The organism is Devosia algicola, from assembly GCF_028816455.1.
Lineage (GTDB): Bacteria > Pseudomonadota > Alphaproteobacteria > Rhizobiales > Devosiaceae > Devosia > Devosia algicola.
Genome location: NZ_CP118246.1, coordinates 2,837,589 through 2,861,612, shown reverse-complemented (window position 1 = coordinate 2,861,612; position 24,024 = coordinate 2,837,589). Strand labels below are relative to the sequence as shown.

Genomic DNA, 24,024 nt, shown 5'->3' with positions numbered 1-24,024 from the left:
AATGTCAAGTCGCCGTTGATAGCCTATGATCCGGGGAGCACGACACCAAGTGTCAGCGCGGTGCCACCGCGTAGATGTTGAGCGGTCCGGAGGTGCTGACCGGCTTTAGCCAATCGGGCAACTGGCCCTTGGGTGCCAGTTTGACAAAAGAGTCCGGCGCGGCGTCCGGCAGGCCGGCCATTTCTGGCAGCGCCGGGCAGGTCACGACCAAGCCAATGCCGCGCTTGTCAAGAATGTCGCGCACACTCCCAATGGGCTGATTGAAGAAATGGAACGCATCGAGCAGACCCTCGGTGTTGCGGTGATAGGGCGCCGCGACGACCGAATGGGCGGTGTTCAGCAAAATATGGGAACCGAGATCGATCGGGTTCATGAGCGGTTGGGCCGGCAGTTTTTTCAACGCGTCGAAGGCGTCGGGCAGCAGGCAGGCGGAGCGGTCAGGCTGGTTGGTCTGACTGGCATTGGACGGGGTGATCTGTCCACCGGTTATCAAGGTAACCAACACTACCATGATAATGCCGGAAAATGTCAGCCAACCGCCAACCAGCAAAGCGGCATCGGCAAGTTGTGCGCTATTGAGGTAGCGTTTGCGCAGGGTCACGATGAGCCATGCGGCCGCCGGAATGGCGGGCATGGTGACCAGTCGCGCGCCGCGCACCTGAAGCGCCATGACCAGCGTTGCCATGGCCAGAAATCCCAGCAACACCAGCCATTCGGCGCGATCATGCCGACTGCGGATGGCGCGCACGGCGATAATGATGAGCCCGGCAAATCCTGGCACGCTCACCGCGATTGTATAGGCGGGCAGTTCCCAGATGCTGTCCCACCAGGGTTTGGCCTCGGAGATGGCGTCGAGCCAATGGCTGACCAGCCATGGATCAACGGCAGCATAGGGCCCGCTTATACATTGCGGATCGATCATCAGGGTCAAGGCGACGCCGACAATACCCGCGACGGCCAGCCCGAGAAATTTTCGGCCGTGCGCGGTTTTGGCATTCGGCATGAAACTGAGCGCCGTAAACAGCACCCCAACCAGCACCGCGCCACCGACATAAAAAATAGAGATGGCATCGCAGGCGGGCACGAACCAGCGCCAGGGCGGCACCGCAATGGCTAGATTAACCAGGCCGGCAAGCGCAAAGCTGATGCCAAAGCCACGCAGATTTTTGCCCTGGTCGGCCCGGATGGCCCAAAGCAGAGCCATTGCGGCAATGGCGGTGATGACAGCGGGCACGGATTCGGTGCCGATGGCGAGTGCGGTTGCACACAACACACCGGCGAGTACCGCAAAGTGGTCGCGTTTGACGGCTTCGACGCAGGCCCAGGCGATTGCCAGCGTCAGGATGATCTGCACGCTATGATGATCAATCCGGCCGGGGGTGAATTCTGCGGTCACGGCGGGGCTGAGAACAGGCAATATCAGCGCCGGCAGCACGCCCTGCTGGCCGACCAGTCGCAAGGACAGTCGAGCGCTCAGCCACAGCAGCACCAGGAGCAAGAGCAATGGCCAGACATAAGCAGCAACCTGTTCGGCATGCCCAAAGGAAAAAGGTCGCGCCAGAGTGATAATGGTGGCAATGGGCAGATCGACCAGTCGCGACCAGTGTACCTCCGCGCCAAAGGGTGCGTTGAGCCGATGCTGGACGATATCAAACCAGTTCTGACCGTTGATAAGATCGCGGACCACAACCATGCGCATGGCATCGTCGGTATCGGCCAGCAGAGGGGTGTGGGCGGCGCCGACAACAGCGCGAACGACGAGCGTGACAACGGCGATGCCGAAGACGGCCAGCACCAACACCGGATTGATCCGCCCCGGTGCACTCGTTTTGTCGATCATTTGCCCGCAACCCAAACTCGCCGATACTGGAACGGCATCGGACAATTGCTAGCGCCTTGTCCTTAAGATCAGTTAAAAGGCAATCTCCCGATCCTGCCAGCCAGGCGGCAGACAGAAAACGGACGGCAGGTGGGGCGCCTGCCGTCCGGTCGTTCGGGAAGTAGCGGGCACCTATGTCAGGCGCGCGGCTGTGGCACAATGCGCAAATAGGGTTTTGGTTCCTTCCAGCCATTGGGGTATTTGGCCTTGGCCGCCTCATTGTCGACGGTGCCGGCAATGATTACATCCTCGCCGTTCTTCCAGTTGACCGGCGTTGCCACGGCATGGTTGGCAGTCAGTTGCAAACTGTCGATGACGCGAAGAACTTCATCAAAGTTGCGCCCGGTGGAGGCGGGGTATTCAATCTTGAGTTTGACCTTCTTGTCCGGCCCAATGACAAATACCGAGCGCACAGTGAGGGAATTGTCGGCATTGGGATGGATCATGTCATATTTGCGCGCAACCGCACCATCGGTGTCAGCCAGCAGTGGAAAGTTCAGGGCGGTGCCCTGGGTTTCTTCAATGTCCCTGGCCCAACCGGCGTGATCTTCAAGCTTGTCGACCGACAGGCCCAGAACCTTGACGCCGCGCTTGTCAAATTCGGGCTTCAGTTTTGCGGTATAGCCGAGTCTCGGTGGTGCAAACAGGCGTGTAATTTTTGGGATGCGAAAACAGCACAGCCCAAGAGCCATCGATATAGTCGTAAAAATGAATACGTCCTTCGGAGGATTCTGCCTCAAAATCGGGTGCCGTGTCGCCAATCAGAATAGCCATTTCTTGCTCCTTGCCTGCCCCGTTTGCGGAGCCCTCTGGTTTCGCCAATGATATCGTAGACTTATCGGTCGAATATAGCGGTATTGTGAAGAAAATTTTTGGTCAATGGCGCCAACCTGCACCATCTTGTTCCAACGCCGCTGCCAGCGGTAAAAAAACCCGCTTTCGCTACTTTGCGGATGGGGGTGTTGGCGGCCCGTTCGACCAGGTGACGTCTGCACCATTCAGCGGCACCACCGATAGCGACATCTTGCCCGAGCCCTGCTGCAATTCGCGCGCGTGAGCCAGATAGATCAGCGCATTGTTCTGCCCATCATAAATGCGCGAGACGCGCAGCGATTTCCAGATCAACGACCGGCCCTCGCGAAATATCTCCTCGCCACCCGACCCCATGGCAATGTCGCCGACGGTGATCGGGCCCATGGCCGAACAATCAAGGGCCGAATAGGAGGGATCTTCAAACCAGTTTCCCTGTTGCAGCCGGTCAATGAAACTGCGGTTGAAATAGGCCAGGTGGCAGACGACCCCCGACACTTCAGGATCGGCAACCGCATCGATGGCAATATCGTTGCCGGTCCAGTCGACGCCAACGCTGGCCACCTCGCGTTTGTCTGAACAGGCGCCAAGACTGACGGCGAGCACGAGGCCAACCAATAGGGCGGGAACAGGTTTCATGCCTTAACTCCGGTTGACGATGTTGTCGGGTCCCATGTGGTAGGTGCCCCGGTGCGACACAAGGCTAGCGCTTGTTGCGGGCCATACGTTTTTCGAGCAGGCGCACCAATAGTGATAGGGAAATGGTCATGGTCAGATAGAGAAATGCCACCACATTATAGGTTTCGAAGAACTTGAAATTGCTCGACGAATAGACCTTGCCCAGCTGGGTGATATCCTGCACGCCGAGCGCTGAAACCAGCGCCGAATCCTTGATCATCGAGACGAAATCATTGCCCAGCGGGGGCAGGATGGTGCGCAGGGCCTGTGGCGCGACGACATGGCGAAAGGTGCGCCATGGCGACAGGCCCAGCGCCCGCGCCGCCTCGGTCTGCCCTTCATTGACCGCCTCGATACCGGCGCGAAAAATTTCGGCGATGAAGGCGGAATAAGCAACCGTCAGTGCAAAAATTGCGCGCCAGGTGAAATCAAAGCTGCGAATGGTCAATTCTGGGAACAAGCCCATATTGACCATCGGCGCGATCAACCAGTTTGCGGCCCCAACCATCGCCGGGGCGCCGACAAAGGCGACGTAGAACAGAGCAACCAGAATGGGAATGCCGCGGACAATTTCGATATAAAAAGTTGCCAGCTGCACCAGGATGCTGGTGCCGCGAGGTGCGCGCCAATGCGACGAGCAATCCAAGCAGCATGGCCAGCGTAAACGCCACCATGGCCACCCAGAGCGTTGTGACCACGCCCCGAACCAGGACGGTGAAAATCTCGTTGTAGCCCTGATCGGCGACGATGGCCCACAAGATGAGCAGACCAATAAGTGCAATGGCCACGAGCCACCACGGAAACTGCACCGATCTGGGTTGCGGGTTAGGTTCGGACATTGCTGGGACCGTACATCATTAATGCACGGCCGATGCTTGTTTTACTGTTCAGCGCCGTATTCGAAGAACCACTTGTTGATCATCTTGTCGAGCGTGCCGTCGCCCTTCATTTGGGACAGTGCGTCATTGAAAGGATCAACAAGATCCGACTTTGGTGTCAGGATAAAACCCAGCGGTTCGGATTTGATCGGTTCGCCAACGATTTTGAAGGCGCCAGGATCGGCCCCGATATAGCCCGCCGCCGCCGCCTGATCGGCAATCACCGCGTCGACGTCGCCACTTTTGAGGGCCTGAACGGAAGCGCCAAACGTATCGAAGAGCCTTGATGCGTGGATTGGCCTCGTCGCCATCGAGCACGTCATAGACGGCTGTATAGAATGCCGAAGTGCCCGACTGGGCCCCGAAAAGCAAATCTGGATGTTCGGCAAAGCTGGCCGCATCCCTGATCCGATCCTCATCGGCGCGCACCAGGAAGGATTGGTCGACGGTAATGAAAGGTTGGGTAAAGTCGACCTGCTCGGCCCGTTCCGCATTTATGGTAATGCCGTCAGCGCCAATGTCGAACTGGCCGGTCTTGACCGCCTCGATCATGACGTCCCAAGCCGAAAGGCTCCAGTCGACCTTGGCATTTAGCCGCTTGGCCGCCTCATTGATCACATCATATTCCAGCCCGACACCGGCACCGGTCTTGTCGGCAAAGTTGAGTGGGTAATAGGCGTTCTCGGTGACCGCGTGGATGGTTCGCCCCTCAAGATTGGGCAAGGCCTGGGCTTGGGTCGGGATGGCCAATGCCAGTGCCAGCAAGGGCACGGCCAGAGTGGAAAGCAGGATTTTCATGAGGCGGCATTCTCCTGACAGCGGGGCGGAGGACAAAGTGGATCGCGGCGATCACCGGACCCCTGTTTGAGCCCAGTATAGGCAAATCTTTTCGAGCAGGTCCAAGATATTCTGATCAGCGGACGCTGGTCAGGATTCATCAACGGTGTCGGCGGCAGGTCCGTTTTTCTGAACCGAAGCGATACAATTTTTTGAGCCTGGATTTGGACTTGTAGGTTTCCGAACGCACCAAGGGTTCGCCATTGGCCGCCACGAAGCGCACAAACGTCTGGCCGTCCTTGGACGCGGCGATTTCGAAGCGGTAGCCCTTGCCTTCTTCGCCAGCGGTCTGGTCGACAATAGCGGCGCCGGGGGCATTCTTCTTTATCGATTCGATGCAGTTCTTGGCGCTGGCCTTGGATTTGTAGGTTTCGGACCAGACGAGAGTTTCGGCATTATAGACGAACTTGGCGACAAACTCGCCATTCTTGGCGGCGGTAATCTTGAATTTATGGGCCATGGCGCAGGGTGCTCCTCAAGTAATTGTTGGCGATTCTTTGGGTCGCGGGACACCAAGACTAGCAACGATCACAAAAATTGGAAGCGTTTGCTGAGGCACGGGCATCATTTGTTGTTATCGGACTGGGGTTCGACGAGCCGGGCGAGGATTTGATCGACGAGATCAAGGTCCTGACGCTTGCCGGCGGCCTGTTGTTGCAGATCGACGAGATAGGACGTTGTGTAATAGAGCCGCCGCGCCAGCATGGTGGCGATGTGCAGGGCAAATTCGGGGCGCTGGTCAAGAAAGGTCAGTGCGTCGGGGATCTGGTACGCCCGCACGTCCGAGAGTGCCTTGACGGTGGCCGAATGGGGCATGTCGAGCAAAACACTCATTTCACCAAAGAACGAGCCCGGTTCGTCCACATGGGTCACCTGGGTTTTTTCCCGGATTATTTCGATCTGGCCCTCGATCAGGATATAGAGCCTCCCCAGCCGTTCGCCCTCGGGCAGGATTATCTGCCCCGGCTTGAAATCGGTAATCTCCAGATCCTTGCAATAATCAAGAATATCGGCCATCGGCACCCTCCGCGAATGGGGCTGTTATATCGCGCATTGGCGGCGGGTCAAAGCAAAGCCGCCCGCCAGGAGCGGACGGCCTCGATCACAGGGAGTGTGATTATTTAATCCAGATGACGGTGCGGCTGGAATTTTCAACCAGGACCGGTCGGTCATTGATATAGGCGTAGCTATAGGTGCGATCGTCGGGCACCGCGGTCAGTTGCACGTCGGCGGGCACCTGATAGCCGACGACAATGTCACCATCGACATTGACCGAGCCAACAGGATTGTTGACGACGAAATCGGCGGTCGACTGCGCGACCAGATAGCCGGGCGACTGAACCAACGCGCGGCTTTGCAGGTCGACGATCCAGACACGATCATTGGCATAGACATAGCCATATTTGTCATCGCCTTCGACCGGATAGATGTTGACGTCTGCGGGCAGGGTCGCGCCAACATCGACGCCGCCATCAATATAGATGGGATCGACCGGGTGACTGCCGGCATATTCGACCGTGGTTGCGGCAACACCGGCTTCAGCACCAAGTGTAGCGCCAGCAAAACCGCCGACAACGGCACCGATCGGACCGCCGAGCACGAAGCCCAGAGCCGCGCCACCCGAACCGCCAGCGGCGGCGCCGACTGTGGCGTTGGCATCGGTCGTGGTTTGGGCAAAAGCTGGTGTCATGGCACCAAGTGAAAGGACGGCGACAGTCGCCAAAAGAATGTTCTTCATGGTTCTAGTTCCTTGTTTTGAGTGATTAATTCCCACTCGATTTTACGGAAGCGCCCAGAATGAGCAGGACGCCTTGCCACCCCGTGCCAATCAACGAGGCGCGTGGAGCCCGGTTCCTGAGAAGTGTGGCGCTGTAACCAACTGTGATAATTTGGCCACGCCAATTGCCCGACTGACCAAAAAGCCATCGGGGAACAAGCAGACGGCCCCCGAGGCGGCGGGCGCCTCTGTGGGTAGGTTAGTGTGAGGCACAAGTCGCCTCGGGGCGCCGGGCTTTCTGGACTACGGAGCGCTGCATGGGCCTGGCTGGCAGGCCGACATCCGTCACGCGGACCCAGGCGGAAAACGACTTCCGCCCTCCCGGCTGTCCTGCGCGCGGTTGGTCGTTGCAACTCCGTCCGGGCCCGCAGGATGGTTTTGAGTTTACAGCGGGTTTTGGCTAGGGGGATAAGTTTTGGCCATAAGGGTTGGCGTGCGGCCCGCCAAAATCTTTTCAATGCGCCGGGCCAGCTTGGCGCGAATGCGGGCGGTATTATCCTTTGCCGACGCGGGTGGTGGTGGCGGCAGTTGCGGCCTGAGGCGCTGCACCGGCAAAAATCCATTGTCGCCCAGGTGCCAGACGTAGCAATTATGCTGACCATCATAGCTGGTGCAGCGCGCCTCAAAAGCCACCAGCCCCGCCAGCGCCTGCCCCAACTGGGCCGCCAGCGCGCCATAGACAGGCGCGGCCACCGGCAGCGCGCGCCCAGGAGAGCGCACCAGAAACGGTCGGCAATCAAACAACAGGCCCTCGGCAACCATGCGCACCCCGTCTGGCACTTCGCCACCGGGCCGACGCGCCGCCGCCGCTTCGGCCTGTTTGGTCAGGCTGGTCAGCCGCAAAAAGATCGCCTCATGGCGCTGGGCGGTGGGGCGCGTGATTTTGGTCATTTTGTCGGGCATGGGGTTTCTCCTGCAGCAAGGTTTGTGTCAGGAGAGAGTAAAGCGCGGTGGTGAGTGCGGGGATTGGGGGGATTACGTTCCCATCCACGTGGGATGCTTGTGGCGGCACGTCACGATGGGCCTCGGGTCAAGGCCGGGGTGACGTGCGGTAGTGTGGGGTGACGTTGAGGTCAGAACGGGCGGCGTTGGGAAAGGTGCTATTCGGCGTCCTGCGCGCCAGAGGCGGCGTCATGGACCCCTTTCAACTGCACGGCCAACATGCCGCTGAGGAGATCTTCCATGGCCGACAAATCCAAATTTCCGACTTTGTATGCCGCATCGGCGGCGTCCAAGGCGTCAAAGTAGGGATTTCTATTGCTTACGATCTGTTCGGGTATCGTGGGATGTCCCGGCAACACGGCCTGCAGTCGACTGCACATCACGACATAGGAAAGCATTCTGGATGTGCGCCCATTGCCGTCTGAGAACGGATGTATCCAATTTAAGCGCCACATGACGTACGCGGCTAGATGGATCGGCGATGCCGTGTTCCAATGCTCATTTACATAGTCGCACATTTCCTCGACCAATTCAGGAACGAGGTGGGCGCCTGCGGGCTCGTGTTTGCTGCCTTCGATCGTGACGCCCGCTGGTCTAAAATTACCCGCGTATGCGCTGATACCATGTAGGGCTTCGCGCTGTAGAGCCAGTACGAGCGATACCCGCAACTTGAAGGCTTGGCGCTCAATTGCGGTTTTGACGGCGTCGATACCAAAATCATATTGCCGCAAGCCATTGAGCGCTTCCGCTTCGGCTTTCGCCAAAGGATCTGTAATCAACTCGGCTTCAAGTGCCTTGCTGTGGCGCTGGCTCGTCTCGTCGGCCATAATCGCCCTAGCGGTCACGCACTTCTGTATGCTGCACCGCAAGGCGGTCCGCCTGCTCGTCGACCATGGAACGGGTTATGTTCGAGTTCTCGAAAGCCGTGTTGCCAAAAGCGAAGCTGCGCCGCTGTTGCTCCTGCTGCTGCGGGGTCTGCTGAATTTTTTTGGTTGCCTCAATAAGCGCGTCAAGTGCGTTAGTCATCAAAACCTCCAAATCACTTTCAATCTATCTTGCACCATTGAATCACTAATGTCTTGTATCCAAAAAGTACGAAGAAATTTGTTGTAGGCCGAAACGGGTTTATGGAACCCTCATTCGTCACCCATTTTGAGGGCTTTGATGAAGGCTTCCTGGGGGATTTCGACGTTGCCGTACTGGCGCATCTTGGCTTTGCCTTTTTTCTGCTTGTCCAGGAGTTTGCGCTTTCGGGTGGCGTCGCCGCCATAGCATTTGGCGGTCACGTCCTTGCGCATGGCGCGGACGGTTTCGCGGGCGATGATCTTGCCGCCGATGGCAGCCTGGATGGGAATGACGAACAGGTGCGGCGGGATCAGTTCCTTGAGCTTTTCGCACATGATGCGGCCGCGGGTTTCGGCGACGGTGCGATGGACCAGCATGGAAAGCGCGTCGACCGGTTCGGCATTGACCAGCACGCTGAGTTTGACCAGATCGCCGGGGCGGTGGTCGATCAGGGCATAGTCAAAGCTGGCATAGCCCTTGGAAATGGATTTTAGCCGATCATAAAAGTCGAACACCACTTCATTGAGCGGCAGTTCATATTCGACCAGCGCCCGGCTGCCGACATAAGAGAGGTTTTTCTGAACGCCGCGCCGGTCCTGGCAGAGTTTCAGGATTGAACCGAGATATTCGTCGGGCGTCAAAATCGTCGCCTTGATCCAGGGTTCGCGGATTTCCTCGATCTTCATGACATCGGGCAGATCGGCGGGATTGTGCAGCGCGATGGTTTCGCCATTGGTCTGGACGACGTCATAGACCACTGACGGGGCCGTCGCGATCAACTCGAGATTGAATTCGCGGCTCAAGCGTTCCTGGATGATTTCGAGATGCAACAGGCCCAAAAAGCCGCAGCGGAAGCCAAAGCCCAAGGCGGCGCTGGTTTCCATTTCAAACGAAAAGCTTGCATCATTGAGCCGCAGCTTGCCCATGGCGGCGCGCAACTCTTCAAAGTCCGAGGCGTCGACGGGGAACAGACCGCAAAACACCACCGGCTGGGCCGGACGGAAATCGGGCAATGCCGTGGTGGTGGGCTTTTTGTCGTCGGTGATGGTGTCGCCGACATTGGTATCGGCCACTTCCTTGATCGAGGCAGTGAAAAAGCCCAACTCGCCGGGGCCAAGCTGATCAACCGCGACCAGTTTTGGCGTGAATACGCCAACGCGGTCCAGCTCATAGGTGGCCTTGGCATTCATCATGCGGATTTTCTGGCCTTTTTTCACCTTGCCATCGATGACGCGGATCAGGACCACGACGCCGAGATAGGTATCGTACCAGCTATCGACCAGAAGCGCTTTTAGCGGGGCGTTGATATCGCCCTTGGGCGCAGGCAGGCGGGTAACAATGGCCTCGAGCACACTATCAATGCCCATGCCCGATTTTGCCGAAATTTCGAGCGCGTCGGAGGCGTCAAGGCCGATGACATCCTCGATCTGCTGCTTGACGCGCGGAATATCGGCGGCGGGCAGATCAACCTTGTTGAGCACCGGCACGATTTCATGATTGGCATCGAGCGCGTGATAAACATTGGCCAGGGTCTGCGCCTCAACGCCCTGGGAGGCATCGACCACCAGCAGCGAGCCTTCAACGGCGGCCATGGAGCGCGAGACCTCGTAGGCGAAATCGACGTGTCCGGGGGTGTCGATCAGGTTGAGGATATAATCCTCGCCATCCTGAGCATGATATTTGAGGCGCACGGTCTGCGCCTTGATGGTAATGCCGCGTTCGCGCTCGATATCCATCGAATCGAGCACCTGAGCTTTCATCTCACGGATTTCCAGCCCGCCGGTCAATTGTATGAGGCGGTCGGCCAAAGTGGATTTGCCGTGGTCGATATGGGCCACGATGGAAAAATTGCGGATATTTTTAAGCGGCGTTGTCATGGCCGCGCTGATAGCAGAAGCGGGGCATGGCGCAAAGATGGTTTATGTGCCCTTAACCGTGCTATTTGCGTGATTGTGTCATTGATGGCAACGATTGGCAGAAACAAAACGTTTGGCCTGCCATGCGATGGCTCCTGATCATGAGTTTGATATTTGGTGTGGCCGGCCCGGCGGGGGCGGTCAATCTGCCCATTCCACGGCCGGACAGCGCCGCTGCGGAGACCGATGTGGCGTTGCCGCGACCGCGCCCCGTCCAATCCAAGCCAGTGGTGACACCACCAACCAGGGTGAAAACCGAAGCGCCTGCCAAGGCAGAGGCGCGGGTTTACCAGACTGCCTGTCCTGCGGTGATCCGTGGGCAGGTTGAAGCCAAGGCCTTGCCGCCAATCCGTGACGGTGTGTGCGAAGCGCGCTCGCCGCTGAGCGTGACGGGGGTTCTTGCCAATGGCCGGATGGTGGCACTATCGAGCCCGATCATTACCGATTGCGCCATGGCCAGCAGCCTGCCGGGCTGGGCGGGGGCGATTGACGGGTATCTGGGCGCGGCGCAGAACACCAATTTGGAAACCATATTGGTGGGCACGAGCTATATGTGTCGCAAGCGCAATAATGCCGCCGATGGTTTGACCTCCGAACACGGGTTTGCCGATGCGCTCGATGTGGTGGGCTTTGCCCTTGGCGATGGCACAAATGTCAAAGTGGCGGATGATTGGCTACCCGCCAGTAGCGCGGGCGGACGATTGTTGCGGCTGGCCCATGATGCGGCCTGCGCCCGGTTTACCACGGTGCTTGGACCCGAGGCCAATGCGCTGCACCGCGATCATTTGCACCTCGACCTTGGGTGCCATGGCAAGACCTGCACGGCGCGGCTGTGCGAATAGGGTTTTAGCCGCAGGGGCAATTCTGGTCCGGATGATAGGATGGCAGGTCGGCCCACAGCCGGGGCGGCAAATTATCCAGCGGTGTTGGCGGGCAGTCGCGGCGCCAAAGCGCGCGCAGCCAGCGTGTCAGAATAGTATACATAATGTACTCCTGTTATAAGAGTGCGTTGCGATATTCGACAGGATGAGCCTGCACCATCGAGAAAACAATCGACATCAGTTCGGTCAGCGATATAGATTATCTATATGCAAAATCCGTTTCCCATTCCGCTGAATGCTGTAAGGGCCATCGAGATCGTGGCGCGTCGCGGGGCGTTGGCGCCGGCGGCTGAGGAGTTGGGTGTGACCGTCGGCGCGGTCAGCCAGCATGTGCGGCGGGCTGAAGAGCGACTGGGGTTTGAACTGTTCGAACGTACGGCACATGGCCTGGTGCCACGCCCGGCGCTGGCGCAGGTGTTACCACAAATATCAGCGGGGTTTGCAGCGCTACAGGACGGGCTGGCGAATTTGAGTGGACGCGACGAGCTGGTGCTGAACCTGACCATGGGCAGCGTATTTGCCTCGCGCTGGCTGATCTGGCGGATCAATAAATTCACTGCCCTTAATCCGGGCCTTGAAGTGCGCCTGACAGTGACCGCGGCGATGCTGGATCTGGGGCGACCCGATATTGATTGTGCCATTCGCTATGGCTTGGGCGATTGGCCGGGGGTGGCGACCAGCGCGATTGGCGGCCGCGATTTCAGCCCGGTATGTGCGCCGCGGCTGGCCGAACGCCTGCCTGATCCGGCGGCATTGGCGCAGGTGCCGGTTATTCACGATCAGACCAGCATGCTGTCCTGGCCGCTATGGCAAAAGGCGGCGGGGCTGGACGCGGACATCCAGTGGCGCGGGCCGCGATTGTCAGATGCGTCGCTGGCATTTGATGCCGCCATTGCCGGGCAAGGTGTGTTGTTGGCAGCGGACATGATGAGCGCCGATGCAATCAGCGACGGGCGGTTGGTGCGCCCCTTCAAAATGTCGGCCAAGGGGCAGTGCGGCTATTGGCTGGCAACGGCCAAGGGACGGCGCGAGCCGGGCAAGGTCAAGCGTTTCCGGCAATGGCTAGCCAGTGAAGTGCCCGCATCAGCGGGCGGCTATATGCAACAGATGTCATCGGACTTGCCGATAGATTAGAATTGTTCTAAAAAATGACACCCTATCGTTGGGAATCGCCATGCTGCGCTTGTTGCCTGATAATCGTCGTGAATTTTCTTCGCTCAATGAGCGCGAAATCCTTTCGCTTGCTATTGCCGCCGAGGAAGAAGACGGGCGGATATATGGTGAGTTTGCCACCAGACTTGGCGAGCAATATCCCGGCTCGGCTGCGGTGTTTGAGGGGATGGCCGCCGAGGAAGACGAGCATCGGCGGCGGTTACTGGACCATTATCGCGAAAAGTTCGGCGAGCGGCTGGTGCCGATCCGGCGTGAACATGTGCGCGGTTTCCTGCAGCGCAAGCCGCTGTGGCTGATGCAGAACTTGACGCTCGAAGGCGTGCGCCAGCAGGTTTGGGAGATGGAAGAAGGGGCATACCGCTTCTATCTGGCGGCGGCCGAGCAGACACAGGATGTCGGGGTGCGCAAGCTCTGGGCGATCTGGCAGCGCAGGAGCGCGCCCATGCCAATGTCGCTGATCGGCTCGAAGCCAACGAACTGGGTGCCGATGCGCGATCCCAGGAGGCCAGCGAAGAGCATCGCCAGTTTGTCCTGACCTATGTGCAGCCGGGGCTGGCGGGGCTAATGGATGGGTCGGTGTCGACACTGGCGCCGGTGTTTGCCGCCGCCTTTGCCACAGGTGACACCTGGCAGACATTTCTGGTGGGGCTGGCGGCAGCGGTTGGCGCCGGTATTTCGATGGGCTTTACCGAGGCGGCGTCCGACGATGGCAAGCTGACCGGGCGCGGCTCACCACTCAAACGCGGGCTGGCCGCCGGGATCATGACCGCCATTGGCGGGCTAGGCCATGCGCTGCCTTATCTGATCCATGACTTTACCCTCGCCACAACGATTGCCGTTGTGGTGGTTTTGATCGAATTGTGGGTCATTGCCTTTGTCCAGAGCCGCTATATGTCAACGCCGTTCTGGCGCGCCGCCCTGCAGGTGGTAGTGGGTGGTGCGCTGGTGTTTGCGGCGGGTGTTTTGATCGGCAGCGCCTAGTGGGCCAGGCTTTTCTGCCGACGGGCACGGCGGGCGGGACGATAGCGGGCGATCATCATGGCGGCCAGCGCGATGGTAATGATGGTTATGCCAAAGGCCAAAAGTTCGGGTGCACTGGCCCCATCGGCGCCAAAAATGACCCGGTTCATGATTCGCGTGGGCAGGAAGGTGAAGAGGCCGGTTATCAGCAAGGCACCGACATAGGTCAGCTGCATTGTGCGCTTGTGCCGGGTGATATTGCGCTGGCGTGCATAGGATACGGCGCGCCACAAGGCATAAAGCGTGCCCAGCGACAGCAGATGGATGGGGCTGAACAGGCCGACCATGCGCAGGCTCCCAGATAAACAGCGAGCTGACACAGACCACGACCATCAAGCTGACCCAGATGCGCCCCATCATTTTGTGACGCGCATCGCCCTTGCGATTGAACAACACATAGGCGCCGGTGATCAGGGCAAGGGTGGCGGCCAGCGCGTGTAGCTGGATAATGGGGCTGGCGTGAAGGAGTGGGTCGAGGCTCATGAAAATCTCCGGCGGTTGGCGGCTCGTACGTCTTGCAAGTGCAGATGCCCGCGCTAGAGTGCAGAGGCAAATTGTGATGCGCCAAACCCCGGATTTCTACGTGAGCAACTCGCCCCTGCGTTTCACGATGCGCGAAATGCGCGCCCAGATGACCAATCGCGCCACCCAAATCGTGCTGCTGGGGCTGGCACTGGTATTCGGATTGTCGGGTCCGTTTGGCACGTTTGACGCGCTGGAGCCGTTGCCACGCCTGCTCTATTGGGCCGTGGTGGTTCTGAGCACCTATGCCATCGGTACGGCGACGGCCAATCTGGTCAAATTTGGGCTGACGCCGACCGGGATGAACCCCTGGCTATTGGCTTTGGTTGAAGGGTTTGTCGGCGGTGTGCCGGTAGCGCTTTGTGTATTGGGCATCAATCTGGTGGTTATGGGGGACTTGGGTATCAATCCCTGGCACCTGCTTGCCTATTGCATGATCATTTGCGCCGGCGCGATCATCATCACGCGCCTTGTCGAACGCGCCCGGGTTCCGGTTGCCCAAACAGCTGCCGCACCGGCGCCGCAGCCGCCCGTCATCCTGCAACGGCTACCCCTGCCCCAACGCGGAAAATTGCAGCAGATTTCGGTTGCTGACCATTATGTCGAGATCACCACCGACAAGGGGCACGGGCTGGTGCTGATGCGGTTGGGCGATGCCATTGGCGAAACTGGCGCGGTCGAGGGCCTACAAATTCACCGCTCCCATTGGGTGGCGCTGGATGCGGTGGCACGCTGCATCCGGGTCGATGGCAAGCCAATGGTGGAAATGGCCGATGGCACCCGCCTGCCAATCAGCCGTTCGTTCTTGCCGGCAGTAAAAGCTGCGGGGCTTATGCCATAGCGGGGACCGCCACTGGCCTTTAAATGGTCAGTTGTGCCCTAGAGCGTTTTTCCGCTCACTTACGGCGCTTCGGATCAAATCGACCAGCGCGGGATTGGCGCAATCGGCCATCGAGCGGATTTTGACATGCCGCATTTTGGCGCCGGTGCCCTCGAGCAAATTGTGTGGATCATCAAGCGCGACGCCATAATTGAAGCCGAGATTGACCCATCGCGCATGCGGGATGATATGGAGATAGGCTCTCGGTCATTTTTTTGGCGCCAACACCAAAGTTGGCGGCGCGGTAGCCGAGTTGAACCACAAGGCACGTTTCCGGATCGGCGGCCAGCACCAGATCGCGCAGGCGACAGACTACCGGCTGCAACGCTTCTGGTGCCAAGCTGACAATATCGTCAAAACTGACGGATTTTTCTGTGCTCATCGCCAAACCCATCCCATTGAGTGGCCCGCTGAACGGCCCGAAATCGAGCCTTAGCCAACCTTGCCACGGGCGCGCGCCCGGTTGGCTTCGGCGCGCTGTTGCTTGGCCAGCTTGCGCGCTTTGGCAGCATTATGGGAGGCATCGCCCATATGCTCAAGGCCGCGCGCATGGGCCAGTTCGATCTGGCGATGGCGCTCAGCGGCGGCGGCGTGTTTTTGCGGCTGATCGGCGCAATAGGGGCAGCAGATATCTTGCTGATAGGCCGGATCGGCGCGGTCAGCAGCGGTCAGCGGATGGCGGCAGGCCCGACACAGCGTGGCGTCGCCCTCGACCAACCCATGGCCGACGGCGACGCGCTCGTCAAAAACAAAGCACTCGCCCTGCCAGCGGCTATGCTTGGCGGGGACGGTTTCGAGATATTTCAAAATGCCGCCCTTGAGGTGGAATACTTCCTCAAAGCCTTTGCTCAAAAGGTAGGAGGAGGCCTTTTCGCAGCGGATGCCGCCGGTGCAGAACATCGCCACCTTCTTGTCGCGTTTGGGATCGAGGTGGGTGGCGACATAGTCCTTGAACTCGGTGAAATTTTTGGTCGCTGGATCAAGAGCGCGCGAAAAGGTGCCCAGGCCCACTTCATAATCATTGCGGGTATCGACCAGAACGATGTCATTGCGTTCGATCAGCGCGTTCCAGTTTTCCGGTTCGACATAGGTGCCGACCGATTGTGCGGGATTGGCCTCGGGAGCGCGCAGGGTGACGATTTCGGGCTTTAGCCGCACCTTCAAGCGCAGGAACGGCATGGTGCTGGCCGTTGAATACTTGATTTCGGCGCCCGCCAGGCGTCCGGCGAAGATTTTGCCAGTCAGCAGGAAATTTTTTAGCGCATCAATGGCCTCGGGGCGTCCGGCGACAGTGCCATTGATCCCCTCATGGGCAAGGATCAGCGTGCCAAAAATTTCATTGGCGCGGCAAAAATTCTCCAGCGCCGGCACAATCGCGGCGGCGTCGGGCAATAGGGCAAACTTGTACACAGCCATGACCGTGACGAGGGGGGTCTTGAAGGTTGGGGCGGTTTGGGTCAGGTTAGCGTTCATAGGGCAGGCCGCTGTTGGAATTTGCCCGCTTCTATCATTGCTCGCGGCGCGCTGCAAAGGGCGACGCCATGATGCATTTGCAGATATTTGGAGCTTTGACATGACCTATCGGGCCGATCCGGCACGCTATGATTCAATGCAATATCGCCGCTCGGGCAAATCGGGGCTGAAGCTGCCGGTTATCAGTCTGGGGCTTTGGCAAAATTTTGGTGGTACACGCGACTATCCCGGCGCCATGGAAATTCTGGGCCACGCCTTTGATGCAGGGATTACCCATTTTGACCTGGCCAACAATTATGGCCCTCCAGCCGGATCGTCCGAAGAATTGTTCGGCACCGTGCTGGCGCGCGACTTTCGCCCCTATCGCGATGAAATGATCGTTTCGACCAAGGCAGGCTACAATATGTGGCCGGGGCCCTATGGCGAGTTTGGCAGCCGCAAATATCTGCTGGCCAGCCTTGACCAGAGCCTTATGCGCATGGGTCTCGATTATGTCGATATTTTCTATTCACACCGCTTTGATCCCGAAACTCCGCTCGAGGAAACCATGGGCGCACTTGCCCATGCGGTGCGGTCAGGCAAGGCGCTTTATGTCGGCATTTCCAGCTATCCTGAAAAAGAAACGCGCGAGGCCTATCGGATCTTGAAGGAGATGGGCGTCGCCACCACCATCCACCAACCCTCCTATTCGATCCTCAACCGTTGGATCGAAGAGGACAAGACCATGGATGCCTGTGGTGAATTGGGCATTGGCATGATCGCTTTTTCGCCGCTGGCACAGGGCGTTTTGTCGGGCAAATACAATAAGGGCAAGACCGAGGGCACGCGGGGCGACAATCCCAATGGCTCACTGCGGGCCAGCCATATCGAGCCGCGTGTACTCTCGGCGGTCGAGGCGCTTGGGCCGATTGCCCATGCACGGGGCCAGTCCATGGTGCAGCTGGCGCTGAGCTGGGCCTTACGGCGCCCCGAAATGACCTCGGCGCTGGTGGGTGTACGGACGCTTGAGCAGGCTCAAGGACAATCTGGGTGTGCTCAATAATCTGAGCCTTGCCGATGAGGAGATCGCGGCGATCGATGCGGCGACCAAGGGCGGATTGATGGATTTGCATCCGCGCCCCAGCGGCTGGCTGCGCTAGGCGTTTTGCCAAGCGCGACGTGTTGGGCCGAGGGAAAGGGGAGCGTGCATGAATAGAGCCATGACGGGCGCGGCGGCGCTGGTGCTTTGCTGCGCGCCAGCGCTTGGTTTCGATGCGGCTACCGATGCGGCGCTGGCAAATGTCAAAATTGGCAAGGTGCTGCATCTTGACGCGCTCACCACGCTGATGAGCAGTTCGCAACGCTGGTGCTATCAACAGCAGCAAGACAGCTGCGGCTGGAGCGACATCTATCTCGACATTGGTGATAATAGAGTCAGCTATGAAGGCTCGACCCGCTGGGACGAAGCAACCGAGATCGCCGTGGTGCATGAACTGGCGCTGCGCGACGACCGGTTTGTGTGCGAAGTTGCCGAAACCGCCACGGTGACAACGCGGGCCTTTGCCGTGGGGACCGGACAACCCATTGGGGGACGCCCGCTGGCCGGGCTCAAGCGCGAGATCGGCGCGGCGGAAGCGGCGGACATTTCCTACGATTGTTTTGATTATGTGCTGATTTCGCTCGCTCAAAACCGTGAAAGCCTGGTCTTGCGCCAGCGTCAATATATCGATGGCACCACCGACGCGGCTAACGATGTATTGGTGACGCTGCACTTCGATCCGACCGTCGCCCATTCGCTGAAATTGCGGTGGTGAGGGGCAATTGACCTGACGCAGCAGGTCGTGCATTTTCCCGGCGACTCTTGAGGGACAATAATTGCCAGCCTTTCCATTGCCGTCGGCGCTGCGGACCGTAGCCCTGGTTGCGGGCCTTGTTCTGGGCTGTGTCGCCCCTGAAGCCAGCACCACCCTGACCATTGTGGCGGCAGTTGCAGGCTTTGGGGTGCTGCGCCGTCGGCATGGTGCGCTATTGGCACGACCGGCGGTGTGGATGCCACTGGCGGCGGGACTGTTGCTGGCGGCAACATATGCCATCGGATCCGGGTCTGCGGTCGGAGCGGTGGCGATCTACTTTTTTATTCCATTGTTTCTGATTGCCCCATTGCTGGCTTTACTGGACATAGAGACGAACGAAAACGACAATCTGATCATGGCGAGCCTCGCCCTGATCGGGGTTGCGGGGGCATGTGTTGTGGCTCTGAATGATCGATTGGTGCTGGGCGAGGTTCGCTCAGGATTTTCGGTCGCCAACCCAATCCATTTTGCCGACCTGGCGCTGGGCGTTGGTTTTCTGGCGCTTGTGGGATTTGTGCTGACGCAGCGCTGGTGGCGGGTGCTCTTTCTTTTCGGGCCGTTGCTAAGCCTTGTTACCATCTGGCTTTCTGGGTCGCGTGGGCCGCAGGCGGCGTTTTTGGTGATGATCGCGACAAGCATTGGGTTTCTGGTGTTTTGGGGCGGGCTCTCACGCCGACTGACACTGCTGGTCGCGTTGGGGGCAGTCGCCTTGTTGGTGGCAGTCCTGGCGATCGGTATCAACAGTCCGACGGGACCGTTGCAGGTCATTGCCGACATCTGGCAGCCGCTGATCAACGGGACAACTGACGACGCGTCTACGGGCGAGCGTCTGGTCATGTATCAAAGCGCCTGGAACGCCTTTATGGCGGCACCGATATTTGGGCATGGACTGCTCGATCTGGTGCCGATCACGGCAAACTATGTCCCTGCCGGGGAGGTATTTCCGGCCTATGAGCACCTGCATTCGGACCTCGCCGATTTTGCCGTCAGCGGTGGGATATTGGGGATTGCAGGCTATGCCATGCTCGTGTTGGCACCATTGGTTGAAGCATTGCGGGCGCCTGATGGTCCCAATCGCCGCCCCGCCATTCTCGCGGCAACCCTGTTGTCGGTCGGGTTTGTTTCTATGGGCCTGACCAACGCCATGTTCGGCATAATCCTGCTGACTGTGTTTTTTGCCTTTGCGACAGCCATGGTTAGCCGTTTGGCCCATTCGTGAGGCCGCAGTTGCGCCGCGCGACCCGTATGCTAGAAGCCCGCGTTGGAACCAATCCGGCGGGATGAGCCTTGACACAAACGATATCTGCCTCAACCGATCAGCCCATGCATATCGCGCTGACCTTTGATGACAATTTCTGGGCACCAGCATACGCGGTGATGCGCTCGATCTGTGTGCATACCAAGCGCAAGACTGATCTGGTGTTTCATCTTTGCCATCGCACCATGAGTGATGCGCACAAGGCGGACCTTGCCAAGATCGCAATCGAATTTGGCGCCAAGCTGGTCTGGTATGATCTTGATCAATCTGACCAGTTCAATCAAACGGTCGACCGCATTCCAGCAAAAAAACGGTTCGGCAAGATCGTCTATGCGCGCCTGTTGCTGGACCGGCTTATTGATCCTTCAATCGGGCGGGTTGTCTATCTCGATTGCGATGTATTGGTGCGAGCGCCCATCGAGCAGCTATACGACGTCGATCTGGGCGACTGCGCAATCGGGGCTGTTCGCGACACGATGGGCGGCTTTATCACCGGGGGACGTGACCTGGCGCACAATGGCGAGATCTTTGACATCGCCGACCCCTATTTCAATTCCGGCGTCATTGTCATCGATGTTGCCAAGTGGCGGCAAGCCGATATTGGCAGTCGGATCGATGGACTTCTGGCCGACGGCACCATGGACAAACTCTATTTTGATCAGGACATTTTGAACCTGATATTTGTCAACAAATGGCAACAACTGCCCGCGCGCTGGAATACGATTGACGCGCGCGGCGCGCACGAAGGCATGGACGTTGCCGTGTTGCATTATACCGGCCCATCAAAGCCCTGGAACCTGATATCGACCGTGGCCTATCGGCGATTTTACCGCCATGTGATGACCAATGAGCTGTTTTATCGCTTCATGCGGCATCGCTGGAAGCGCTATTGGGGCAAGAAATTTGGCGCGCTGACCGGCAGGCGCTAGGCCACCGGATCGATATTGTGACGCGCACACAATAGCGCCATGGCGCTGTTGGGAGCGGGCAATTGCATGCCGGCGCGACCGCGATTGGTGAACTGGCTGCGCCAGACATGCACACCCAGGGTTTCGGGCGTTATTGCCACTTCGATGCGGCTGCCGGGCTGCATAAGCGCGGGTACATCCTCATAGGGCACAGGGTAGAATACCGGCGGCGGTTGCACCTGATCCCAGAGACCGCGCTGGCGGGCAAAATGGGTCAGGGCAAAAGGGCCGGTGGCGCCATATTGCATGTTTTCAGGTGGCACTTTCAGGCCGACCAGCCGCTTGGTAGCGACTTCAAGACGCCGGATCGGGGGCAGGTGCGGCTCGAACAGGGGTCGGTTTTCTGCCGAAAAAACCTTTATCAGATCATCGAGCAAGGGCGCGTTGGCGGGCATTGAGAGCACCGCTACATTGATCGAGCCGGGGCGCTCAAAGCCCATCAGATAGTCTGGCAGATCGGCAAAGGGGCGGACGCAGAAAATATCGGCGTCTGACCAGATGCCCGCTTCGGCCTGCAACAGCTTTAGCCGAAAATAGTCGGAAAACACTGCCGGGGTGCCGTGGCCCTTGTAAAAAACGAGGCGATCTTCGGGCACGATCTTTGCTGCATCGTGCCAGACCGCGCCGGTTGGGATGTCGGGGACTGGGGCGTAGCTATAGAGGTGGAAGACGTGGCCCTGAGCGATGAAGGAGCGGATGCACAAATGCTCCAGCCAGCTCAAGGGTCCATGCCAGAAAGAAGCGATGACCGGCAGGCCGTTTTCCTGTGCGATCATCGCGCTTACTTCTTTCTCAAATCGGTCACGCCCGAAGCGTACCGCCGGTTGATTTGGTCACCGCGCCAATGATGGCGGCGGAGACTTTTTCGATATCCTCGTCGGTCAAGGTCTTATCCAGCGGCTGAAGCGTTACCTCGATGCCGACCGACTTCTTGCCTTCCCCGACATGGGCACCTTCAAAGACGTCAAAGATACCAACATCGCTGATCAAATTCTTGTCGGCGCCCCTCGCGGCGCGCAGAATGACCGCGGCAGTGACGGCGCGATCGACCACAAAGGCAAAGTCGCGACTGACGGGCATCAGGCCTGAGAGATTAAGCGCCGGCTTGGTTTTGGTCGGTTTTTTGCGCGGTTCGGGCAACGCGTCGAGGTCGATTTCAAAGGCAGCGACCGGCCCGTCAATATCAAGCTCGGCGGCCCAGGCGGGATGCAATTCGCCGAACCAGCCCAGAATGAGCTTTGGCCCCAGTTGAATGCGACCGCCCCGGCCCGGATGGCTCCAGGGTGCCGGGTCGGCCACCACTTGCACCTTGTCGATATCAACGCCCAAGGCATCGAGCGCGGCGCCGATATCGGCCTTTGCGTCGAAAACGCCGACGGGTTCGGCCTTGCCGGTCCAATGGCGCCCAGCGCCGGTCAGCCCGGCGGTGCCGGTACGCACACCGCTGGCAAATGTGTGTTGACCCTCGGGGGCCGATGACAGGAATATCTGGCCCACTTCAAACAGGCCCAGATCGGCAATGCCACGATTGGCGTTGCGCTTGGCGGCGGCCAGCAGGCCGGGCAGCAATGAGGGGCGCATGTCGGTCATGTCGGCGGCAATGGCATTGGCCAGTTGCAACTCGTCCTGACCACCGCCGAACTTTTCGGCCATCTCGTGATCGATAAAGCTCCAGGTGACCGCCTCATCCAGCCCGCGCGACGCCAGGGCCCTGCGGGCGATGCGGCGGCGATTCTGGATGGTCGTCAACATGGGAGGGGCGACATGGGTGAGCCGTTCAAGCGGCTCGACCGGGACATTATCGACCCCGACCATGCGCATGATTTCTTCGGTCAGATCGGCCTTGAGGCTCACATCGGGCCGCCAGCTTGGCACCTTGACAGTGAGGCTGTTGCCCGTAGCTTCAATGGCGAAGCCCAAAGCTGTCAAAATGGCCTTGATCACCATGGGTTCTACGTCGAGCCCGGTCAGGCGTTTGACTTCGCTCAAGGGGAACTGGATAGTTGTATTGGCATACTCATCCTCGCCCGAAATCACCGGCTGGCAGGGCTCGCCGCCGCAAATCTGCATGACCAGCCGGGTGGCCAGTTCGAGGCCCGGTTCAGTCAGCGCCGGATCGACGCCGCGTTCCAGCCGGTAGCGTGCATCGGAAACAATGCCGGTGGTTCGTCCGGTGCGGGCAATAAGATCAGGGTCCCAACTGGCGCATTCCATGAAGATATTGACCGTGCCCTCAGTGCAACTGGTGGGCACGCCTCCAAGGATGCCGCCGAGGCAGAGAGCGCCGCTATCGTCAGCAATGACGGTCATGGTTTCGTCGAGTTGATGGCTTTTGCCATCGAGCCCTTCAAGGGTTTCGCCGGGCTTTGCATTGCGCAGGAACGGCGCGCCGGTGAATTTATCGGCATCATAGGCGTGCAAGGGGCGCCCCCAGCCGAGTGAGACCAGATTGGTAATATCGGCCAGGGCATTAATGGGGCGGAGGCCAACGGCGCGCAGGCGTTGCTGCAGCCAGTCGGGCGATGGACCGTTTTTGACATTGCGGATCAGGCGACCGGCAAATTTGCGGATGGTTTTGGGTTCATCGGCGGCAAATCGCTGTTCGAGCGCGCCAATCGGGCTCGGCCCAACGGAAGGGACCGGCGACATGTCGGTGGGCCTTAGCGCGCCCAGCCCATAGGCGGCCAGATCGCGGGCGATGCCGAAAACGCCGGTGGCGTCGCCGCGATTGGGGGTGATGGAAATATCGAAGGTGACGCCATCCAGTTTGGCGAACTGATCGTAGGGCACGCCAACCGGCGCATCCTCTGGCAATTCAATGATGCCGTCGTGATCGCCCGACAGCTCCAGTTCGGCACCCGAGCACAACATGCCATTGCTGACCGCGCCGCGAATGTTGCCCTTGCCGATGGTCATGTCCTTGCCCGGAATATAGGTGCCGGGCGCGGCGAAGACGGTTTTCAGACCGGTGACGGCATTGGGCGCGCCGCAGACCACATCGATCAACTCGCCAGTGCCGGCATCAACCTTGCAGACGCGCAATTTGTCGGCGTTGGGATGTTTTTCGGCCGACACGACATGGGCGGTGACAAAATTCTTGAGCGCATCGCCCTCATGAATCACCTCTTCGACTTCCAGCCCGATCATGGTCAGGGTTTTGGCAATGTCGGCGACGCTGGCGTCGGTATCGAGATGCTCTTTGAGCCAATCAAGGGTGAATTTCATTGCTTTGGCA

The 24,024-nt window shown here is 59.0% G+C and carries 23 protein-coding genes and 5 pseudogenes; 9 read left to right on the top strand and 19 right to left on the bottom strand.

Annotated elements, in window-relative coordinates:
* Positions 1-52: 52 nt before the first annotated feature.
* The 12 genes and pseudogenes from PSQ19_RS15295 to lepA form a co-directional block, all read right to left on the bottom strand.
* On the bottom strand, positions 53-1,840 hold the full coding sequence (locus tag PSQ19_RS15295; protein ID WP_282218437.1) for a hypothetical protein: 1,788 nt from the start codon (positions 1,838-1,840) through the stop codon (positions 53-55).
* 176 nt (positions 1,841-2,016) lie between these two features.
* Positions 2,017-2,653 (bottom strand): annotated as a pseudogene (locus tag PSQ19_RS15290) (peroxiredoxin).
* 168 nt (positions 2,654-2,821) lie between these two features.
* Positions 2,822-3,328 (bottom strand): CreA family protein, encoded by a 507-nt coding sequence (locus tag PSQ19_RS15285; RefSeq protein WP_282218436.1) that lies wholly within the window; start codon positions 3,326-3,328, stop codon positions 2,822-2,824.
* Positions 3,329-3,392: 64 nt separating this feature from the next.
* A pseudogene (locus PSQ19_RS15280) lies at positions 3,393-4,206 on the bottom strand (amino acid ABC transporter permease).
* 41 nt (positions 4,207-4,247) lie between these two features.
* A pseudogene (locus PSQ19_RS15275) lies at positions 4,248-5,043 on the bottom strand (substrate-binding periplasmic protein).
* Between the two features lie 139 nt (positions 5,044-5,182).
* On the bottom strand, positions 5,183-5,542 hold the full coding sequence (locus PSQ19_RS19965) for a YegP family protein (protein ID WP_282218435.1): 360 nt from the start codon (positions 5,540-5,542) through the stop codon (positions 5,183-5,185).
* Positions 5,543-5,646: 104 nt separating this feature from the next.
* Positions 5,647-6,099 (bottom strand): Crp/Fnr family transcriptional regulator, encoded by a 453-nt coding sequence (locus PSQ19_RS15265; RefSeq protein WP_282218434.1) that lies wholly within the window; start codon positions 6,097-6,099, stop codon positions 5,647-5,649.
* Between the two features lie 100 nt (positions 6,100-6,199).
* Positions 6,200-6,820 (bottom strand): DUF1236 domain-containing protein, encoded by a 621-nt coding sequence (locus PSQ19_RS15260; protein WP_282218433.1) that lies wholly within the window; start codon positions 6,818-6,820, stop codon positions 6,200-6,202.
* Positions 6,821-7,243: 423 nt separating this feature from the next.
* Positions 7,244-7,762: a hypothetical protein gene (locus PSQ19_RS15255; RefSeq protein ID WP_282218432.1), complete on the bottom strand. Its 519-nt coding sequence runs from the start codon at positions 7,760-7,762 to the stop codon at positions 7,244-7,246.
* Positions 7,763-7,959: 197 nt separating this feature from the next.
* Positions 7,960-8,628: a Fic family protein gene (locus PSQ19_RS15250; protein WP_282218431.1), complete on the bottom strand. Its 669-nt coding sequence runs from the start codon at positions 8,626-8,628 to the stop codon at positions 7,960-7,962.
* 7 nt (positions 8,629-8,635) lie between these two features.
* Positions 8,636-8,827 (bottom strand): hypothetical protein, encoded by a 192-nt coding sequence (locus tag PSQ19_RS15245; RefSeq protein ID WP_282218430.1) that lies wholly within the window; start codon positions 8,825-8,827, stop codon positions 8,636-8,638.
* Between the two features lie 110 nt (positions 8,828-8,937).
* Entirely contained in the window at positions 8,938-10,743 is a 1,806-nt protein-coding gene (lepA, locus tag PSQ19_RS15240) for a translation elongation factor 4 (RefSeq protein ID WP_282218429.1), read from the bottom strand.
* A gap of 140 nt (positions 10,744-10,883) precedes the next feature.
* Here lepA and PSQ19_RS15235 point away from each other — a divergent pair, with 140 nt between their 5' ends.
* The 3 genes and pseudogenes from PSQ19_RS15235 (at position 10,884) to mbfA (ending at position 13,817) form a co-directional block, all read left to right on the top strand.
* Positions 10,884-11,624: an extensin-like domain-containing protein gene (locus PSQ19_RS15235; protein WP_282218428.1), complete on the top strand. Its 741-nt coding sequence runs from the start codon at positions 10,884-10,886 to the stop codon at positions 11,622-11,624.
* A 246-nt stretch (positions 11,625-11,870) separates the two neighbouring features.
* Complete coding sequence (locus PSQ19_RS15230) at positions 11,871-12,797, top strand: LysR substrate-binding domain-containing protein (RefSeq protein WP_282218427.1); 927 nt, start codon at positions 11,871-11,873, stop codon at positions 12,795-12,797.
* A 40-nt stretch (positions 12,798-12,837) separates the two neighbouring features.
* Positions 12,838-13,817 (top strand): annotated as a pseudogene (gene mbfA, locus PSQ19_RS15225) (iron exporter MbfA).
* Here mbfA and PSQ19_RS15220 read toward each other — a convergent pair.
* Positions 13,814-14,143 (bottom strand): DUF2306 domain-containing protein, encoded by a 330-nt coding sequence (locus PSQ19_RS15220; RefSeq protein ID WP_282218426.1) that lies wholly within the window; start codon positions 14,141-14,143, stop codon positions 13,814-13,816. The pseudogene mbfA and the gene PSQ19_RS15220 sit on opposite strands and share 4 nt — an antisense overlap.
* A 34-nt stretch (positions 14,144-14,177) precedes the next feature.
* A pseudogene (locus PSQ19_RS19960) lies at positions 14,178-14,339 on the bottom strand (DUF2306 domain-containing protein); the annotation flags it as partial.
* Between the two features lie 100 nt (positions 14,340-14,439).
* Here PSQ19_RS19960 and PSQ19_RS15215 point away from each other — a divergent pair.
* Complete coding sequence (locus tag PSQ19_RS15215; RefSeq protein WP_282218425.1) at positions 14,440-15,219, top strand: LytTR family DNA-binding domain-containing protein; 780 nt, start codon at positions 14,440-14,442, stop codon at positions 15,217-15,219.
* Between the two features lie 27 nt (positions 15,220-15,246).
* On the opposite strand, the gene PSQ19_RS19955 is transcribed toward PSQ19_RS15215, so the two are convergent.
* Genes PSQ19_RS19955 through trhO form a run of 3 tightly spaced genes read right to left on the bottom strand, consistent with a single transcriptional unit; the run spans position 15,247 to position 16,731 of the window.
* Complete coding sequence (locus PSQ19_RS19955) at positions 15,247-15,378, bottom strand: hypothetical protein (protein ID WP_407649007.1); 132 nt, start codon at positions 15,376-15,378, stop codon at positions 15,247-15,249.
* 13 nt (positions 15,379-15,391) lie between these two features.
* Positions 15,392-15,640: a hypothetical protein gene (locus PSQ19_RS15210; protein WP_282218424.1), complete on the bottom strand. Its 249-nt coding sequence runs from the start codon at positions 15,638-15,640 to the stop codon at positions 15,392-15,394.
* A 50-nt stretch (positions 15,641-15,690) separates the two neighbouring features.
* Complete coding sequence (gene trhO, locus PSQ19_RS15205) at positions 15,691-16,731, bottom strand: oxygen-dependent tRNA uridine(34) hydroxylase TrhO (protein ID WP_407649006.1); 1,041 nt, start codon at positions 16,729-16,731, stop codon at positions 15,691-15,693.
* Between the two features lie 100 nt (positions 16,732-16,831).
* Between trhO and PSQ19_RS15200 the strand changes: the two genes are divergently transcribed.
* From PSQ19_RS15200 to PSQ19_RS15180, 5 genes are all read left to right on the top strand, one after another.
* A complete protein-coding gene (locus PSQ19_RS15200; RefSeq protein WP_282218423.1) occupies positions 16,832-17,773 on the top strand; it encodes an aldo/keto reductase in 942 nt (313 codons plus the stop codon).
* Entirely contained in the window at positions 17,736-17,870 is a 135-nt protein-coding gene (locus tag PSQ19_RS15195) for a hypothetical protein (protein WP_282218422.1), read from the top strand. The genes PSQ19_RS15200 and PSQ19_RS15195 overlap by 38 nt, the downstream gene beginning before the upstream one ends.
* A gap of 48 nt (positions 17,871-17,918) precedes the next feature.
* On the top strand, positions 17,919-18,524 hold the full coding sequence (locus tag PSQ19_RS15190) for a hypothetical protein (RefSeq protein ID WP_282218421.1): 606 nt from the start codon (positions 17,919-17,921) through the stop codon (positions 18,522-18,524).
* 61 nt (positions 18,525-18,585) lie between these two features.
* Positions 18,586-19,782: an O-antigen ligase family protein gene (locus tag PSQ19_RS15185; RefSeq protein WP_282218420.1), complete on the top strand. Its 1,197-nt coding sequence runs from the start codon at positions 18,586-18,588 to the stop codon at positions 19,780-19,782.
* Between the two features lie 68 nt (positions 19,783-19,850).
* Positions 19,851-20,750, top strand: a complete 900-nt coding sequence (locus tag PSQ19_RS15180) for a glycosyltransferase family 8 protein (RefSeq protein ID WP_282218419.1) — start codon at positions 19,851-19,853, stop codon at positions 20,748-20,750.
* Here PSQ19_RS15180 and PSQ19_RS15175 read toward each other — a convergent pair.
* Both PSQ19_RS15175 and pheT read right to left on the bottom strand, forming a co-directional pair.
* Positions 20,747-21,565 carry a hypothetical protein gene (locus PSQ19_RS15175; protein WP_282218418.1) on the bottom strand — a complete coding sequence of 273 codons (819 nt, stop codon included), beginning with the start codon at positions 21,563-21,565 and terminating at the stop codon, positions 20,747-20,749. The genes PSQ19_RS15180 and PSQ19_RS15175 overlap by 4 nt on opposite strands.
* 25 nt (positions 21,566-21,590) lie before the next feature.
* Positions 21,591-24,014 carry a phenylalanine--tRNA ligase subunit beta gene (gene pheT / locus PSQ19_RS15170; RefSeq protein WP_282218417.1) on the bottom strand — a complete coding sequence of 808 codons (2,424 nt, stop codon included), beginning with the start codon at positions 24,012-24,014 and terminating at the stop codon, positions 21,591-21,593.
* Positions 24,015-24,024 lie beyond the last annotated feature (10 nt).

What these genes read in the sequence shown, in the direction of transcription:
- trhO (WP_407649006.1), bottom strand. Translation starts at nt 16,731, where the DNA reads ATGAACGCTAACCTGACCCAAACCGCCCCAACCTTCAAGACCCCCCTC.
- lepA (WP_282218429.1), bottom strand. Translation starts at nt 10,743, where the DNA reads ATGACAACGCCGCTTAAAAATATCCGCAATTTTTCCATCGTGGCCCAT.
- PSQ19_RS15260 (WP_282218433.1), bottom strand. Translation starts at nt 6,820, where the DNA reads ATGAAGAACATTCTTTTGGCGACTGTCGCCGTCCTTTCACTTGGTGCC.
- PSQ19_RS15210 (WP_282218424.1), bottom strand. Translation starts at nt 15,640, where the DNA reads ATGAGCACAGAAAAATCCGTCAGTTTTGACGATATTGTCAGCTTGGCA.
- PSQ19_RS15235 (WP_282218428.1), top strand. Translation starts at nt 10,884, where the DNA reads ATGAGTTTGATATTTGGTGTGGCCGGCCCGGCGGGGGCGGTCAATCTG.
- PSQ19_RS15220 (WP_282218426.1), bottom strand. Translation starts at nt 14,143, where the DNA reads ATGGTCGGCCTGTTCAGCCCCATCCATCTGCTGTCGCTGGGCACGCTT.
- PSQ19_RS15175 (WP_282218418.1), bottom strand. Translation starts at nt 21,565, where the DNA reads ATGATCGCACAGGAAAACGGCCTGCCGGTCATCGCTTCTTTCTGGCAT.
- PSQ19_RS15255 (WP_282218432.1), bottom strand. Translation starts at nt 7,762, where the DNA reads ATGCCCGACAAAATGACCAAAATCACGCGCCCCACCGCCCAGCGCCAT.
- PSQ19_RS15200 (WP_282218423.1), top strand. Translation starts at nt 16,832, where the DNA reads ATGACCTATCGGGCCGATCCGGCACGCTATGATTCAATGCAATATCGC.
- PSQ19_RS19965 (WP_282218435.1), bottom strand. Translation starts at nt 5,542, where the DNA reads ATGGCCCATAAATTCAAGATTACCGCCGCCAAGAATGGCGAGTTTGTC.
- PSQ19_RS15190 (WP_282218421.1), top strand. Translation starts at nt 17,919, where the DNA reads ATGAATAGAGCCATGACGGGCGCGGCGGCGCTGGTGCTTTGCTGCGCG.
- PSQ19_RS15230 (WP_282218427.1), top strand. Translation starts at nt 11,871, where the DNA reads ATGCAAAATCCGTTTCCCATTCCGCTGAATGCTGTAAGGGCCATCGAG.
- PSQ19_RS15285 (WP_282218436.1), bottom strand. Translation starts at nt 3,328, where the DNA reads ATGAAACCTGTTCCCGCCCTATTGGTTGGCCTCGTGCTCGCCGTCAGT.
- PSQ19_RS15295 (WP_282218437.1), bottom strand. Translation starts at nt 1,840, where the DNA reads ATGATCGACAAAACGAGTGCACCGGGGCGGATCAATCCGGTGTTGGTG.
- PSQ19_RS15245 (WP_282218430.1), bottom strand. Translation starts at nt 8,827, where the DNA reads ATGACTAACGCACTTGACGCGCTTATTGAGGCAACCAAAAAAATTCAG.
- PSQ19_RS15250 (WP_282218431.1), bottom strand. Translation starts at nt 8,628, where the DNA reads ATGGCCGACGAGACGAGCCAGCGCCACAGCAAGGCACTTGAAGCCGAG.
- pheT (WP_282218417.1), bottom strand. Translation starts at nt 24,014, where the DNA reads ATGAAATTCACCCTTGATTGGCTCAAAGAGCATCTCGATACCGACGCC.
- PSQ19_RS15265 (WP_282218434.1), bottom strand. Translation starts at nt 6,099, where the DNA reads ATGGCCGATATTCTTGATTATTGCAAGGATCTGGAGATTACCGATTTC.